The organism is Streptococcus mitis, from assembly GCA_001560895.1.
GTDB lineage: Bacteria > Bacillota > Bacilli > Lactobacillales > Streptococcaceae > Streptococcus > Streptococcus mitis_Q.
This window is the reverse complement of sequence record CP014326.1, coordinates 20693-35294: the sequence shown is the minus strand read 5'-3', so window position 1 is coordinate 35294 and position 14602 is coordinate 20693. Positions and strand designations below refer to the sequence as shown.

Genomic DNA, 14602 nt, shown 5'->3' with positions numbered 1-14602 from the left:
ATTTCATAATATAATTTTAGCACATAAAATCATATATCCACTCCGAACTTACTCCGAATTTACTCCAAAAAAACTCCGAATTTACTCCAAAATCTCAACCTGTTCACCATTGCGGTATAACTCTGCAAATGCCATCAAAGCTTTCTCCAAAATATCATAGTATGAACTTTCTGAAATTGCTAAATCCCTAGAAATTACTTCATCTTTCTTGCAATCCCATTGAAGATACTTTTCAAAAAGTATCCTACGATATAGAGGATCGTGTAAGTTACTAACTGCTTGTTCAATTGCATCCAGCTCAAGTTCTGCATCAACTTTCCTTATAGCTAACTTCTCAACTTGACTATTTCTTCCACTTGACGGGTTTCTAGGCATGAATGAGTAGGTTGTCGTTACTCTCTGACCTTCAGTGTCATTGGCCACACGACGCCATCGAGGATATCCTTTTAAAATTTTCTTGGCATTTTCTTTTGTTTTGGCTTCATTTATATCAGGAAAGAAGGGCATTGCTCACCTCGTTTCTATCTCGAGTAATTCTTCCGTCAATATCTTCGTGATTGCTTCCACTTGATAATCTTACCTTCGTTATTATTATTAAAATAATCTGGCAATCTTGCTGTTGGACTTTCTTTATAGACAACTTTCTCAACGACCTGGACTCCAGGCATCATTTCATCATCTATCCACCCAACAAGCCACGCAGGGTTTACATCATAGGTTTTAGCAATCATTTCAATTTGCTTAATGGACGGATATCCGCCTCGCTCATACAAATGGATTGTATTTTGTGAAACACCTGTCTCTTTCGCCATCTGTCCTACAGATAGACATAGATCCTCTCTAAGTTCTTTCAATCTTAGTTGCATCTTGCTCTCCATTTCCTGGTATTAGCTTTTATGAATGCAGCCTGCTCTTGCATCTGCTTCCATTCGTAATCCATGATGATTTCAATTTGATTGTTACAAAGACCTTTTAAGAAATCATTTTGAGCTTCTAGTTTCTCAATATCCTTATAGGCCCTTTCATACAGTTCATCTTCCAGAAATCTAATGCGCTCTGCCATCGCTTCCTGAATAATGATGTAAGTTGGTTTCTTGTATTTTGTCATTACAATCTTACCTCATCTCCTATTTTGAGAGATTCATAGTTTGTTTTATTAACTACGAACACTCCGTAATTTTGTACTGTGATAGTGTACATGTCGCCAATTTTCTCCTTTTGTAAGATTCTGCCTTTGATTTCTGCTCCTTGATTGTCAGCTTTATAAACGACAATCGGACGCTTTGCTTCTAGTTTTTTAATGTGGATACTCTGCCAAATATTTAATCCGGCAGACAATAAAATCCATATTGCGATAAAACGTTTCATTCTTTGAGCTCCTTATAAAGTAAATCCATATCAAAACCACTCTCGATAAATCTGTGTGTGAGTTCTTTGTTAATTCCATTTCCTAAGTGATTATAAACCACATGCACATTGATATCTGAACCTAAATATTTTCTCAAACGATCGCGATTATCCACATAAAAGTCGATATTTCGTTTTCGTTGTTGGTAAGGCTCACCTTTATCTATATCTCTAGTACACCACATTAGTACCTTTGAAATGACATCATTCTTTGTCAAACAATCTCTTAAAGAAAAGTATGTGTTTGTTTTTGGGATGAGAATAAGTTCTAATTGTCTGTTTATAAATGAGTCAGGAAAATAACTCATAAGCTTTTTCAATTCTTCAAAGACTTCATTATTCATCGCTCAACCTCCTCCACTTCAAATAGTGGACTATTAAACACTTCACCAAAACCAGAATATTCCAGTTCCTTTCGTGTAAATTTTTCGTTGTTTTTCCCATTGTTAAAAAAGTGGAATCCAGTTTCTGTTTGATTTAGATAATCATCTGTATTTTTTAACTTGACTTTGTATTTTGGCTCTTTCTCGGCCTCATAGTCAGTCAACCACGCTCGAGCGAAAAGTTCTTGGTTGTTTTTGTCATTAAGCCATTTCTTCACGAATTCGCTTTTTTTAGCGTAGAGATGGATTGTGTTACTATCTAGTGCATCACGCAAACTAAAATTTTTTAAAAGTTGGCACTCGAAAATCCAGTCATCCATAAAATTAGGTAGAAGCACTTTATTCAATTCTTGCCGAATCTTATCAGCATCCTTCAATTGATTGCCAACCCATGCTCCCTCAAGTTTGCCTTGCTCGTAGCCACTACGGTATTTCATCGAACCGTAGTCGTCCCCTAATTCTTTAAGGATGTCATTAAGCCATCTAGTCTGTGTCGTCGGATCAAACCCTCTGATTCGACGAACGACATCTTTTAACTTGAATGGCAACGGTTCTGGTTCATCTAAAGACCGTAAGTCTTTCAAAACCAAATCAACCGATGTCAATTTCTTCTTGCTAGCTTTAAATTTTTCGTATCGTTCAATTAGTCCTTGAATGTTCATTCTCTATCTCCTTCTTCATTTTCTAAAGCGGCATCTTGTATGAAAGTATTACCAATTTCATAGTGCTTGTATTCCTCAGCTGTCACTTCAAACGTTTCTTCAACTTGCTTATTACCTGCACGACCTGAAACGACCAGAATGTATTTTCTTTTGGTTCTGGTTGGCACAAGCACCGAACTTTTTCCTGTTGTAACAGGTATGAAAGTTGTGTGAGGTTCATCAATGTATTTGTCTACAACCGTTCCGCTCGAAATCTCGTGACATGCTACGAGAAAGGATGCGAATAAAACAACACATAGGATTTTAAAATATCTCATTCCTTCTCCTTTAAAATCTCTTGGTTCTCGTAGATGTTGCCGATGATTTCTCTATTGCCAGCCACGTTACACAATCGCTCAAAATTGTTGTAACTAATCAAACTATTCGTCCACATCCCTAAATCAGATCTGTATTCGACTACACCATTCAACAATCCATCTTTTGTACCAAGAACATCTTTCTCGTATATCTCCCGTAAATTTTTGTCAAACATCCCTGTGAAACGTCCTACTGATTCTATATTTACAGGACACCAAGAACCTATAGTAATGTATTGTTCGTTAGCTTCTACCACTTCGTTGATAATAAATGCTCTTCCTCTATCTTCAATTAAATGTCCGTATTGCCATTCTCCTTTGCTATTTTCGTCAATGGATAACCCTCTAAATTTTGGAATCATCTGGCAAATCCTCCTCTTTCACAAACGAGCCATCAATCCAACGACCCTTGCGGTCTTTGATTTCTTGGTATGCCAGTTCAAAACATTCATCGAAGCTATAACCGAGAATATCGCTGATTGATTTTAACCAATAAATTGAACGAGTTAAATCGACTATATATAGATCTTTATCCGTGAATCCATTTGATAACTGAATATTGCTGATTGTCCTATTCAAAAAGACCAGACATTCTATAACATGGCATCCATCGCTAAAAACTGCATCAAAAATCTCCTGCACATCTACCTTAATCAACAAGGCCAACCCTACAATCACAACTGCACAATCACCAATGCTGTCCTTGGTTAATTGCTCATTCTTCTTGAGATAGCCTGCACATAGCTCGCCGAACTCTTCACTGAGTTTCAAAGACTGCTTGTCTAGCCGTCCACCGTTTTCAAGGTCACGGTCAATAAACCATTGTTTTACATTTTCTAAAGTGTTCATTGTAGCTCCTTTGCTATTGCAGCGATAACATTGACTGTCACGCTATTTCCTGCTTGTTTGTATAATTGACTATTGCTATTTACTTCTTGAGCTTTGTCAAATGCCCAGTCAGGAAAGCCTTGTAATCTCCAACACTCACGAGGTGTTAGCTTGCGAATACGATAGCCAAAAGATAAATGGTTATTTTCGTGATAGCTATTACTTGTCAGAGTAGGAGCTATTTCATGCACTCCACCTTGATTATATCCATGACCACGCTGAATGATTTTAGGTTCAAGACCTCCACCTTGATATGCTCTGATTGTTGGTGCGATACCGTCTGTTTCATAAACCACACCGCATTGATTAAAATTTGGCTGCAATACTCCAAATTGTTTTATAGTATTACTTTTTATAGCTATCTTTTGCCCCTCTCCCTTGTTTGTGGTTAGTGTAGGAGCTAGTCCGTCAGCTTGATAGACTTCCCCATTCATCCCGTTGCCAGATGGGTTTACATTGCCAATTTTCACGACTGATTTGTTACTAATTGACTGACTTTGTCCACTGAGAGGAAAAATTCTTCTGGTACATTCTCCTCTAAAATGTCCGATAATGAACACACGTTCGCGATTTTGGGGGACTCCAAAATCCTTGCTGTTAAGCACTTGCCATTCCACATCGTACCCCAGCTCATCCAAGGTTGAGATAATGGTCTCGAATGTAATTCCGTTTTCGTGATTGAGGAGTCCTTTGACATTCTCAAGGAATAGATATTGAGGTCTGAGAATAGATGCGAACCTAGCAATTTCAAAGAACAAAGTTCCTCGTGTATCTTCAAAACCTCGTCTTTTTCCTGCAATTGAGAAAGCCTGGCACGGAAATCCTCCACAGATAGCGTCCACACGTCCGATTCTTCGAATAGACTCATCTGTGACTCTTGTAATGTCATGTAATTCAATTTCTCCCTTCGTGTCGTGTATAGCTTTATAACTGGCTCTTGCGAATTTATCAATCTCACAAAAACCTATACATTCATGCCCTGCCGATTCCATTCCTAAACGGAATCCACCAATGCCAGCGAATAAATCCAAAAATTTCATCTGTTTATCCAAAAAATGCGACTGCCTTTGTGTGAGTTTGGCTAAATACGGGCAGTCGCTCGTCCAGGTCACACGACCGATTGACGCATATTCTAGCTCGCTTTTAACGTGGTTCTCGGCACGTTGATTTTGTCGCTAAGTAATAGCAATCTACAGCACCATAATCAAAACGTACATCATCTTTTCCGATATATTTTTTGAATTTTGGTCTGGTAATACCTGAGAAAGTCCATTGATGGTCTTTCATCCGTTCGATAAGTTCATCCACATTGTTAAAACTTCCAAGGAAAAACTTGCGGTGCCCATTGTAGATGAAATAGAGTTTTAATAACAAGAGACACCGCCTTTCTAGAAATAATCTTTCCTTTTGTTTTTCAAGTCATTAAATACCATCAGATGATCATTGTCTACACCTTTCATCAACCGACTCATAAACGGCCGACCGTAGCGTTTCTGAATTTCTTGTGCAGTCAGATTAGTCGTGATAACCGTATTAGCCCTTTTGTTGAGAATATTGTAAAGAATACTAAAGGACCACTCACTGTCCTTCTCCATACCAAGATCATCCAAAACCAAGAACTTAGCACTAGAGATTTTATTGACCAGGAACTCTTCCTGACTAAAGTCCGCCTTGATTTTCATTAACAAGTCAGTGACATTGATAAAAATAGCAATTTCTTTTGTAGTTTCTGATAAGGCTTTCATAATGCCAAAAGCAAGATGGCTTTTACCCGTTCCAGCTTCGCCTTGAAAAACAACATTGTTTCTCGCTCCACCTGCCCACTCTCTACAAATTTTTTTGGCAAACTTCAACTTTTCAGCTTCTTTTTCAGTCGGTGTGTCAAAGTTGTCAAGAGTAGCATTTTTCAGTACATCATCATAGAGAGAGAATCTCTCAAGATAGAACTTCCGCTCTCGTTCATGCTCGGCATCAGCCAACTCATTGACCTTTATTTGATTCTCTGCATGGATCCGTTCCGATTCACATAAGCGACAAAGGACATCATTTGTCCGGAGGATTTTGATCAAGGGAATCCCATGCTTTTCACAAATTTCAGCCTGCTGTTCAGTATTTCTATGGTAAGATAAGGCCATCTCCTCGAGTGCATCAGTTACCATGATACCTTACCCCCACAAGCTTTCCAGCTAGCCATATCTGACAAGCAAGCAGTAACGGTAGAAAGAGGTTGTTTTATAAGCAAAGATTTCTTTTCGTCGCTGATCGGATAAAAGTCATCTTCAAATTGCTCAATAAGTTCTAAAATCCCCATTCATCCTTAGCCCCCTGTTCTGATTTTTTTTCATTTTGTTGTCTTCCTTGAAGATGGGAGTTCTTGCTATCTTTATATTTTTGGTCATTATCATCTACCTGTTCAATAGTTGTAAAACCTTTCTTTTTCCAATTTTCAAGAATCCCTCTCAGATACTTGAAACTAGGTTGATAAACCTCCGAAGTTATCTCAATTGCACGGTTTAACATATCAAAACTCATTCCATCAAGTCCTACATATTCAAGCAGCTGTTGATGTTGTTTATTGTTTATCCGAATACCGCTATGTTTCAAATTTTCAGATAAGCTGGAACTAACTATCGTCTTATTATTTTCTTTCTCTATCTCTGTATCTATATCTTTCTCTATATCTATATCTCCGTTGCAAGTTGTTGCAATGGTGTTGCAATGCAACCCCCTCAACTCTCTATGTTTGCGACTTCTACGAGTGCTCGCCGTTTCGCTCCCAACCATCTCAGGAACCTGTTCTAAGAAATAATCTCTATCATTTCTTCTAGTCAGCAAGCCCTTACTCTCCAAGAAAATCAAAGTGATTTTAATATCTTCAACATTCTCATCGATGACAAGAGCGATTTCTTCAGCTAGATTGTCAGCAAGTCCATCATAGTAGATGTGCCCTCCATCCTCTAAGCTAATCAACATCATTTTGAGATAGATAATGGTATGCGTGTCGCCCCCTGCAATTTTACGAAGCAATTTCATTTCTTTAGACTTGAAAAAATCCTGAGCTAGTTGAATCCAGTAGTATCGCTTGTTTTTAACTACCATTGATACCCTCCGTTTTAATCCACAAATGTTTCTTTTCGTGTCACGGGATCAATATCCACACGTCGGCCTGTTTTAAAGTCGATAAACCCTTTTTCAACTTGTGGCGCTTGAAATTGAATCTTCTTTTTCTGTCTCATTGCCATTTTTAGCTTGATATTCATCATCAGCGATTCAATCAAGACTACTGATACTACTGTGCCTACTGCGATAATTTGTAAATTGTTCATGTTTTTTATCCTCTTTTTGTGCTATAATATAGTCAAATAATTTTGCTAAGACCTTGTCCAGAAGCCTTTTAGTAAAGTTATTATATTTGATTAGAGAGCCATTCTTTGATGGCTCTTTTTGACCATTTCTTACCAGGTAATTCCTTTGGAAATCCCTTTAAGTAACGATAATTATCTGAAAATGTGGCATACTTAATTCCTAGAAAATCACAGGTAGTGTTCACATCCATCAACTCTGGATAGTGGTCACTATCTTTTTCGATTTCAACCAATCTAGTGATTGTGTCCTTGATAATGGATTTAATCCATTCAGATAGTGAAAGTAGAACATTGTCCATCTTCTTCCCCTCCTACCCTTCGTCAAATGAGTTCAATTTCATGATTTTCATCTTTGTATTGGTGCTGGGCTCCCACGTCATCCAGTAAGCAAGAGCAGCTTCTGCAAACTTCTTCGGTAGCAAGTCATAGCGACTGATATTGAAATGATCTTTGAAATCAATCTCTGCTTGCCTGAAGACAGATTGAGCGAAGATTTTATCAGCATAAGCTGGACTATCAATACCGCCAAGGCAAGCCACGACCCGAGCCTTGCGCTTCTTCAGTAACGACTGAGCATAGCTTGGGTGAATCGGTTGCTCACTCTTGAGGTAGTCAATATCTTCCAGCATGGTCGCTTGTTGCTCACGCAACTTTTTCTGTCCAGTAAACAGAGCGATGAAAGCATCTTCATCCAAGTCCTCTCGGATAAATCCGCCTTGTTTTCTAATAGCTGGCAAGACCTCTGATGTCACCCAACGCTTGAACTCTTTTGCTTGAGGCAATTTGCTGGATAAAATGAGAGAGTAGAGACCAGATTCATTGATGATCAACATATCCTGTGTTCCACCACTAGTAGGGATGCCCTGTTTTAGGGCGTCCTCTTCATCAACATGAAGAGCAATCGCATTTCTAGCCTTACTATATCCTAGGATGTCTGCGACATCTTTCCCGACGAACCAAGACTCGTTATCAATTGTCAAAGTACGGACTTCCTGTCCGTGAAAATTAAAAATTTCGTTCATATCCTACTCTCCTAACTCAACCCAAGTTTCGTCAATTCTTAAAACGTCGCAAACTCGGTTCTTTAATTTGTCGCTACCTTTACCGTATTTCAATAATTCTGAAATGGTAGATTTCTTCACTCCACAAGCACGAGCAAGGTGTGTTTGTGTCATTCTTTCTGAATTCAGTTTATCCTTAACTAACCGAATCCATTTTTTATGTTGTTGGCTCATTCCTGACCTCCTTTTTAAAAAAATTACCTAAAAAGTTAGCGAACTTCTTGACATTTTTAAATAAATGATTTAAAATCAAAACATAGAGAAAAGACCTACTAAAAGTAAGGTTATACCTAGAAAAACGGACGCCAATCAGTTTCATTAGGCTTTATTTTTTAGTTGTCTTGTTCGCTAACTCTTTAGCTTACGAATATAATTCTAAATTATTTATTTAATTTTGTCAACAGTTTTAATTAAATAATTTAATTATTTTTTCGTAATGCTTAGAAAGGTTGATAAAACAATGTTTCTGACATTTGAAAGAATAAAAGAACTTGCAAATAAACAAGGACTTTCAATAAATGCATTAGAAGAAAAGCTTGGATATAGTAGAAATACACTCTACTCCTTGAAAAAACAAAAAGCTAGTACGGAAAGAATGCAAGAAATCGCTGATTATTTAAATGTATCTTTAGATTATTTGCTTGGTCGCACGGATAATCCTGCCATCGCTGGTAATTCAAAAGAGTACACTTGGCAAGGGAAGGCACTAAATGTTGAAGAGATGGCATCTAATGTCATGATGTTCGGCGGTCGAGAATTAACAGACGAAAAGAAGAAAATCATCCAGTCTATCATTGAAGGTTATCTAAAAGAAGCTGGTGATTAGAGGTATTGCTTAGTGACTGAAAAAGAAATTATAAGTCATTTTCAGATTCGTATTATGGATTTTGATGGCGATTTGATGCCTGACGAACTTGGATTTTACGAAAAAGAAACCAATACAGCTTTCTTGTCTAATAAACTCAGCAAAAAAGAGAGAGTTAAGGTACTACTGCATGAACTCGGACACAAAGACCACACACGCTCAGAGTACCAGAACGCTCGCCTACGCTGTGAAAACGAAGCTGATAGGAATATGATCCATCATCTCGTAAAAGACGCACTAGAAAGCTTAGACGACCCCACAGAGTTTGATTACCTCAAATTCATGTCTTATTACAATCTAAAAACCATGACAAATGAAGTCATGATTAAGGAAGAATATAAGTCGCTAATTGGATAAAGGAGAAAACTATGAAAATAGGGATGAGAAAACCAAGTCTAACCAGAAGTTTAAAAGCTAGAACCACTAGTAAATGGAAAAGACAGGCTAAAAAAGCCCTTATTCCTGGATATGGACAAAAAGGTGTTGGGTGGATAAAGAATCCTAAGAAAGCTCTATACAACAAGGTCTATCATAAGACAACGTTTGGTCTTTCAGACTTGTTTACACCGTCTAAAAAGAGAAAGAAGAAAACAACAAAAAATCAAACGTCCACCAAATCTACAAAAAAATACACAGCAAAAAATTATAAAGAAGCTGGTATTGTACTAATAGTCATAGGTGCTATTTTCTTATTTTTATTTCCTCCTCTCGGCTTCTTCTTGTTCATTACAGGTTTTATAAGTTACATTATTAGTTATTTAACATTGAAACACGAAAAGAATAAACGAAAAGATATTTAAAAAAAGCCCCACAATCGCCCTCGCCAAAGTTTGATTGTGAGGATTCAACTTTCCATCTAACAAGCAATGGAAAAGATGATAAGAAAGGAGTTACTTAGGGACTAGATGAACAAACTAGAAAAAAATAATCTTGATAAATTGACAGTTTCGACAGATAAAATGAAACAACTGACTGTTGAGAATCCAAATCACTTCAAAACCTCTAGACTCGGTCAAAGTATGACCAACTATAGCAATCAATTAGAGCGTGAAATACAAGGAAAGCGTCGTAGAAATAGAGTGTTCCCTTACGGCACACTTGTCTATGTTGATTTTGGCATAAACTTTGGATCAGAATTCTCTGCGCCACATTATGCGATTACGCTTACCAAAGAAGACAAAAAGAATAGAAATACTATCACGGTTATTCCTCTAACATCTAAGCCTGGATATGATAATTTACCACTAGAGTTTAACCTAGCTGAAGGACTTGGGTTACTAACTACACAACTCATCAAAGCGGCTGAAGATAAGGTTGAAAATGAACTGGTATCACATTTTGGAGAATATGATGATTTTGATGAACTTATCTCAAAATTGGAGAAAGAAGGTCGATTAGACGAGAAAGAACGTGCAATAAACCTTGTTCAAAAACTTACAGATAACGTTTCATTGGCTGGTCAACGTCTTGAAAAATATGTATCTGACCTAGATAAAACTACCTATGCGAAATTAGATTCAATTACAACTATTGACAAAGTGAAGATTTTTAAGAAAATCAATCCTTTAGACGGAATTGGTGTTGCACAAATACTTGAACCACAGATGAAAATTTTAAGCGATGAAATTAAAGCGCGCTATCTTATTTGACAAAATGAAATATATTTGATAATATATAGTTACTAACCTAGGAGAAATCTTAGTGCAAATAATCTGGTTGGCACAAGCTGCCACGCAGAAACGGTAACTATAAATTTAGTTACCGTTTTTTGTTGAATTAAAAACAAAAAAGCCCCACAATCTCCCTCGCCAAAGTTTGATTGTGAAGCTTACCCTTATAAAAAATCAGCCATTAAAAAGGCCTCTTTTCTATATCCTATTTTACACCATGAAAGGGGTGATGTCAATATTCTCAATGTTTAGACCTTGTCCAGAAGCCGATAAACAAGGAGAATACAATGAAATATAATAAAACAAAATACCCAAATATCTATTACTATGAGACTGCTAAAGGAAAGCGTTATTATGTCAGACGTTCTTTTTTCTTCCGAGGTAAAAAAAGGGAAAAAAGTAAAAGTGGTTTCACAACTCTCCCTCAAGCTCGTGCAGCCTTGGTAGAGCTTGAGCAACAAATCCAAGAACAAGAATTAGGTATCAATACGAATCTGACACTCGATCAGTATTGGGATATCTATTCTGAAAAGAGATTGTCAACAGGGCGCTGGAATGACACTTCCTACTACCTCAATGACAATCTCTATAAGAACCATATCAAGCCAAAGTTTGGTTCTGTCTTGCTTAAAAACCTAGATAGAAATGAGTATGAACTCTTTATAGCTGAAAAGTTGCAGAACCATACCAGATACACTGTTCAAACTCTCAACTCCAGCTTCATGGCATTGCTGAATGATGCCGTAAAAAATGGGAATCTGCTCTCAAATCGCTTGAAAGGTGTTTTTATTGGCCGGAGTGATATCCCTGCTGCTAACAAGAAAGTGACTCTCAAAGAGTTCAAGACCTGGATAGCAAAGGCAGAAGAGATTATGCCAAAACAATTCTACGCTCTGACCTATCTTACCATTTTTGGATTGAGAAGAGGGGAAGTCTTTGGATTGCGTCCAATGGACATCACTCAGAACGACAGCGGACGGGCTATACTGCATCTTAGAGATAGTCGAAGCAATCAGACCTTGAAAGGGAAAGGAGGGCTTAAAACGAAGGATTCAGAGCGATATGTCTGCCTTGATGATATCGGAACAGACCTGATCTATTATCTGATAGCTGAAGCTTCTAAGATTAAGCGAAAGTTAGGGATTATCAAGGAACAACAAAAAGATTATATCACCCTGAACGAAAAAGGTGGTCTCATCAATCCAAACCAGTTGAATAGAAACTTCAATCTAGTGAATGAAGCGACAGGATTGCATGTAACACCTCACATGATGCGCCACTTCTTCACAACTCAAAGCATTATTGCAGGAGTTCCGCTTGAACAATTAAGCCAGGCGCTGGGCCATACAAAAGTCTATATGACCGATCGTTACAATCAAGTAGAGGACGAACTTGCTGAAGCGACAACAGACCTATTTCTTAGTCATATTCGCTAAAAAATCCCCGCCAAAATCTCAAAAAGTCCCCGCCAATTCCCCGACCAAAATCCGAAAAATACCGAAAAATATCGAAAAATAATTTTTAGAATAGTCCCCAAAAGCCTGAAATAGAGCCAAAAAACTCCACCTGATTGGGTGGAGTTAAGGGAGATTATTATGAAAAAGAAAAGTTTAGGATATTTGTTACAACAAGTTAGGAGGTCTTCTTGTAACTGTCTATAGTATACCCGACCTATCTTAAACAAATCTTAAAAATCTCTTACGACCAAACACTTTCTAAAATATTTGTTTGTTCACGACCAGGACCTACTGAGAAAGTAGAGATACGAACGCCAACCAATTCGCTCACACGACGAACATAGTTACGCGCATTCTCAGGAAGCTCTTCCAAATTACGAACTCCAGTGATATCTTCTGACCAACCTGGCAACTCTTCATAGATAGGCTTGCAACGTTTCAATTGCTCAAGACTAGCTGGATAGTAGTCAATACGTTGACCATCAAGATCATAAGCCACACAGATTTTCACTGTATCCAAACCACTCAAAACATCGATAGAGTTCAATGAAAGGTTAGTGATACCAGAAACACGACGACTGTGACGCATCACAACTGAGTCAAACCAACCCACACGACGTGGACGACCAGTTGTAGTACCATATTCATGACCGACTTCACGAATACGTTCTCCCACTTCATCAAACAACTCAGTTGGGAAAGGACCGTCTCCTACACGACTGGTATAGGCTTTACATACACCTACAACCTTGTCAATCTTACTTGGCCCAACACCAGAACCAATTGTCACACCACCAGCCACAGGGTTTGAAGACGTAACAAATGGATAGGTACCTTGGTCGATATCTAGCATAACACCTTGTGCACCTTCAAAAAGCACACGTTTACCATTATCAAGCGCATCATTCAAAATAACAGATGTATCGGTCACATATTTCTTGATTTGTTGACCATATTCGTAATACTCTTCAAAAATATCATCGAAAGCAATCGCTTTACTGTCATACAATTTTTCAAAGAGACGATTCTTTTCAGCAAGGTTACGTTCTAAACGCTCACGGAAAATGTCTTTATCCAAAAGATCTGCAATACGAATTCCCACACGAGCAGCCTTGTCCATATAAGCTGGACCAATTCCCTTAATTGTAGTACCAATCTTATTGTCGCCTTTAGCTTCTTCTTGCAAACGGTCTAACTCGATATGGTATGGCAAAATAACATGCGCACGATCCGAAATACGTAAGTTATCAGTTGTTACACCTTCCTCATGAAGATAGCTCAACTCTTTTACAAGAGATTTAGGATTTACAACCATACCGTTCCCAATAACAGAGATTTTTTCAGGGAAGAAAATCCCAGATGGAATCAAGTGCAATTTAAACTTCTTACCATCAATCACAATCGTGTGACCAGCATTATCACCACCTTGGTAACGTGCAATCACTTCTGCATTCGCTGAAAGGAAGTCTGTAATCTTCCCTTTACCTTCATCACCCCACTGGGTACCTACAACAACAACTGAAGTCATAATCTTGTCTGAGCCCTAAGGCTCTTCCTTTCTCACATACATGGCAGGAATCTCACCCGCAATTATATCTTACAATTTATTATAAGAAAAAATCGCCTTTTTATCAAGAAGAAACAATAGAAAGATTTGCTATTTCCAACTATTAAAAAATATTATAGAAAACTTAACAGCTATTTATCATAATTGTTCCGTAAAAGAGTAAATTCGTTCGGGAATTCACTCGTGCTGAATCAACAAGAAATAAAACCTCGATTCATTATCATCTTTTCAAGATACAAACGATAAGCAACACGATAATGGTAAACGATAAAATCCCTACGACACCCAATACCATATCTCACTAAATAATAAATCAAAAATTTAAAATGAAAATGTTCCCAATCAAAATTATCACCAAATACAGTACCATACTCTTCTTCGATATTTCTATAAAAATCCGTCATCTGCTCATAAATTTTTTGTAACATAATTATATACTCCTTTTCTTTTTTATGAACTTATTCTAACAAAAAATTTAAAACATTAAGTGTCAATTCCTGAATTGTTAAAATACCAGCCTCAACAAGATAAAAAATAGGAAAAGTTGACAGAATAGAGATAAATATCTTACATCAAAAACAAACTATTAAATCCCTAAAAATAAAAAATTTCCTATAAATGATTGAATAAATTATCCTGTTTTATTTCAATAGTAATAAATATTTCTCCAGAGTTCTTCAACGAACTTGAGTCAGAACTATGAAGTGATTGAATAGAAATGAAGCACTTAATAATTATTAAAAAGAAAAGTAACTATAGTATTTGTAGTCGGTAAATCCCATATGGATCTTATGGAGCCTATTTTATTGTAGAAAAAATTCCATACCTAATTTCTAAATTATGGATATCATAATAGGGGTACAGATAAGGAAATCATCTATAAACTGGACTACGACGCCCCATCTTGCCCTGATTGCGGAA

Annotated in this window: 24 protein-coding genes; 5 read left to right on the top strand and 19 right to left on the bottom strand. The window is 37.3% G+C overall.

Features of this window, described 5'->3' with window-relative positions; translation table 11 throughout:
• Positions 1–81: 81 nt before the first annotated feature.
• The 17 genes from AXK38_00225 to AXK38_00145 form a co-directional block, all read right to left on the bottom strand.
• On the bottom strand, positions 82–507 hold the full coding sequence (locus tag AXK38_00225; protein ID AMH87827.1) for an ArpU family transcriptional regulator: 426 nt from the start codon (positions 505–507) through the stop codon (positions 82–84).
• A 35-nt stretch (positions 508–542) separates the two neighbouring features.
• Complete coding sequence (locus tag AXK38_00220) at positions 543–866, bottom strand: Cro/Cl family transcriptional regulator (GenBank protein AMH87826.1); 324 nt, start codon at positions 864–866, stop codon at positions 543–545.
• Complete coding sequence (locus AXK38_00215) at positions 857–1108, bottom strand: hypothetical protein (GenBank protein AMH87825.1); 252 nt, start codon at positions 1106–1108, stop codon at positions 857–859. The genes AXK38_00220 and AXK38_00215 overlap by 10 nt, the downstream gene beginning before the upstream one ends.
• On the bottom strand, positions 1108–1368 hold the full coding sequence (locus AXK38_00210; GenBank protein AMH87824.1) for a hypothetical protein: 261 nt from the start codon (positions 1366–1368) through the stop codon (positions 1108–1110). Before AXK38_00210 ends, AXK38_00215 begins: the two co-directional genes overlap by 1 nt.
• Positions 1365–1751 (bottom strand): hypothetical protein, encoded by a 387-nt coding sequence (locus AXK38_00205; protein ID AMH87823.1) that lies wholly within the window; start codon positions 1749–1751, stop codon positions 1365–1367. The genes AXK38_00210 and AXK38_00205 overlap by 4 nt, the downstream gene beginning before the upstream one ends.
• Positions 1748–2452 carry a hypothetical protein gene (locus AXK38_00200; protein ID AMH87822.1) on the bottom strand — a complete coding sequence of 235 codons (705 nt, stop codon included), beginning with the start codon at positions 2450–2452 and terminating at the stop codon, positions 1748–1750. The genes AXK38_00205 and AXK38_00200 overlap by 4 nt, the downstream gene beginning before the upstream one ends.
• Positions 2449–2769, bottom strand: a complete 321-nt coding sequence (locus AXK38_00195) for a 3-dehydroquinate synthase (GenBank protein ID AMH87821.1) — start codon at positions 2767–2769, stop codon at positions 2449–2451. Before AXK38_00195 ends, AXK38_00200 begins: the two co-directional genes overlap by 4 nt.
• A complete protein-coding gene (locus AXK38_00190; protein ID AMH87820.1) occupies positions 2766–3170 on the bottom strand; it encodes a hypothetical protein in 405 nt (134 codons plus the stop codon). The genes AXK38_00195 and AXK38_00190 overlap by 4 nt, the downstream gene beginning before the upstream one ends.
• Positions 3154–3657: a DNA-binding protein gene (locus AXK38_00185; GenBank protein ID AMH87819.1), complete on the bottom strand. Its 504-nt coding sequence runs from the start codon at positions 3655–3657 to the stop codon at positions 3154–3156. The genes AXK38_00190 and AXK38_00185 overlap by 17 nt, the downstream gene beginning before the upstream one ends.
• A complete protein-coding gene (locus AXK38_00180; protein ID AMH87818.1) occupies positions 3654–4736 on the bottom strand; it encodes a DNA cytosine methyltransferase in 1083 nt (360 codons plus the stop codon). The genes AXK38_00185 and AXK38_00180 overlap by 4 nt, the downstream gene beginning before the upstream one ends.
• 103 nt (positions 4737–4839) lie before the next feature.
• Positions 4840–5070, bottom strand: a complete 231-nt coding sequence (locus AXK38_00175) for a hypothetical protein (GenBank protein ID AMH87817.1) — start codon at positions 5068–5070, stop codon at positions 4840–4842.
• Between the two features lie 14 nt (positions 5071–5084).
• A complete protein-coding gene (locus tag AXK38_00170; GenBank protein AMH87816.1) occupies positions 5085–5855 on the bottom strand; it encodes a DNA replication protein DnaC in 771 nt (256 codons plus the stop codon).
• A gap of 139 nt (positions 5856–5994) precedes the next feature.
• Positions 5995–6795: a DnaD domain protein gene (locus AXK38_00165; protein ID AMH87815.1), complete on the bottom strand. Its 801-nt coding sequence runs from the start codon at positions 6793–6795 to the stop codon at positions 5995–5997.
• 14 nt (positions 6796–6809) lie between these two features.
• Positions 6810–7022 carry a hypothetical protein gene (locus AXK38_00160; GenBank protein AMH87814.1) on the bottom strand — a complete coding sequence of 71 codons (213 nt, stop codon included), beginning with the start codon at positions 7020–7022 and terminating at the stop codon, positions 6810–6812.
• Between the two features lie 80 nt (positions 7023–7102).
• Positions 7103–7360 (bottom strand): hypothetical protein, encoded by a 258-nt coding sequence (locus AXK38_00155; protein ID AMH87813.1) that lies wholly within the window; start codon positions 7358–7360, stop codon positions 7103–7105.
• A gap of 12 nt (positions 7361–7372) precedes the next feature.
• On the bottom strand, positions 7373–8083 hold the full coding sequence (locus tag AXK38_00150; GenBank protein AMH87812.1) for an antirepressor: 711 nt from the start codon (positions 8081–8083) through the stop codon (positions 7373–7375).
• Positions 8084–8086: 3 nt separating this feature from the next.
• Positions 8087–8296: a DNA-binding protein gene (locus AXK38_00145; GenBank protein AMH87811.1), complete on the bottom strand. Its 210-nt coding sequence runs from the start codon at positions 8294–8296 to the stop codon at positions 8087–8089.
• Between the two features lie 286 nt (positions 8297–8582).
• Here AXK38_00145 and AXK38_00140 point away from each other — a divergent pair, with 286 nt between their 5' ends.
• The 5 genes from AXK38_00140 to AXK38_00120 all read left to right on the top strand — a co-directional run bounded on the left by AXK38_00140 (position 8583) and on the right by AXK38_00120 (position 12093).
• Positions 8583–8948, top strand: a complete 366-nt coding sequence (locus AXK38_00140; GenBank protein ID AMH87810.1) for a transcriptional regulator — start codon at positions 8583–8585, stop codon at positions 8946–8948.
• Positions 8949–8960: 12 nt separating this feature from the next.
• Positions 8961–9344 carry a peptidase gene (locus AXK38_00135; protein AMH87809.1) on the top strand — a complete coding sequence of 128 codons (384 nt, stop codon included), beginning with the start codon at positions 8961–8963 and terminating at the stop codon, positions 9342–9344.
• Between the two features lie 11 nt (positions 9345–9355).
• A complete protein-coding gene (locus AXK38_00130; GenBank protein ID AMH87808.1) occupies positions 9356–9787 on the top strand; it encodes a hypothetical protein in 432 nt (143 codons plus the stop codon).
• 105 nt (positions 9788–9892) lie between these two features.
• On the top strand, positions 9893–10636 hold the full coding sequence (locus tag AXK38_00125) for a hypothetical protein (protein AMH87807.1): 744 nt from the start codon (positions 9893–9895) through the stop codon (positions 10634–10636).
• Positions 10637–10944: 308 nt separating this feature from the next.
• Positions 10945–12093, top strand: a complete 1149-nt coding sequence (locus tag AXK38_00120; protein ID AMH87806.1) for an integrase — start codon at positions 10945–10947, stop codon at positions 12091–12093.
• Between the two features lie 262 nt (positions 12094–12355).
• Here the strand turns inward: AXK38_00120 and AXK38_00115 are convergent, their stop codons facing one another.
• Positions 12356–13642, bottom strand: coding sequence for an adenylosuccinate synthetase (locus AXK38_00115; GenBank protein AMH87805.1), 1287 nt, complete (start codon positions 13640–13642; stop codon positions 12356–12358).
• Between the two features lie 230 nt (positions 13643–13872).
• Positions 13873–14109 (bottom strand): recombinase RecX, encoded by a 237-nt coding sequence (locus tag AXK38_00110; GenBank protein ID AMH87804.1) that lies wholly within the window; start codon positions 14107–14109, stop codon positions 13873–13875.
• Between the last annotated feature and the right edge of the window lie 493 nt (positions 14110–14602).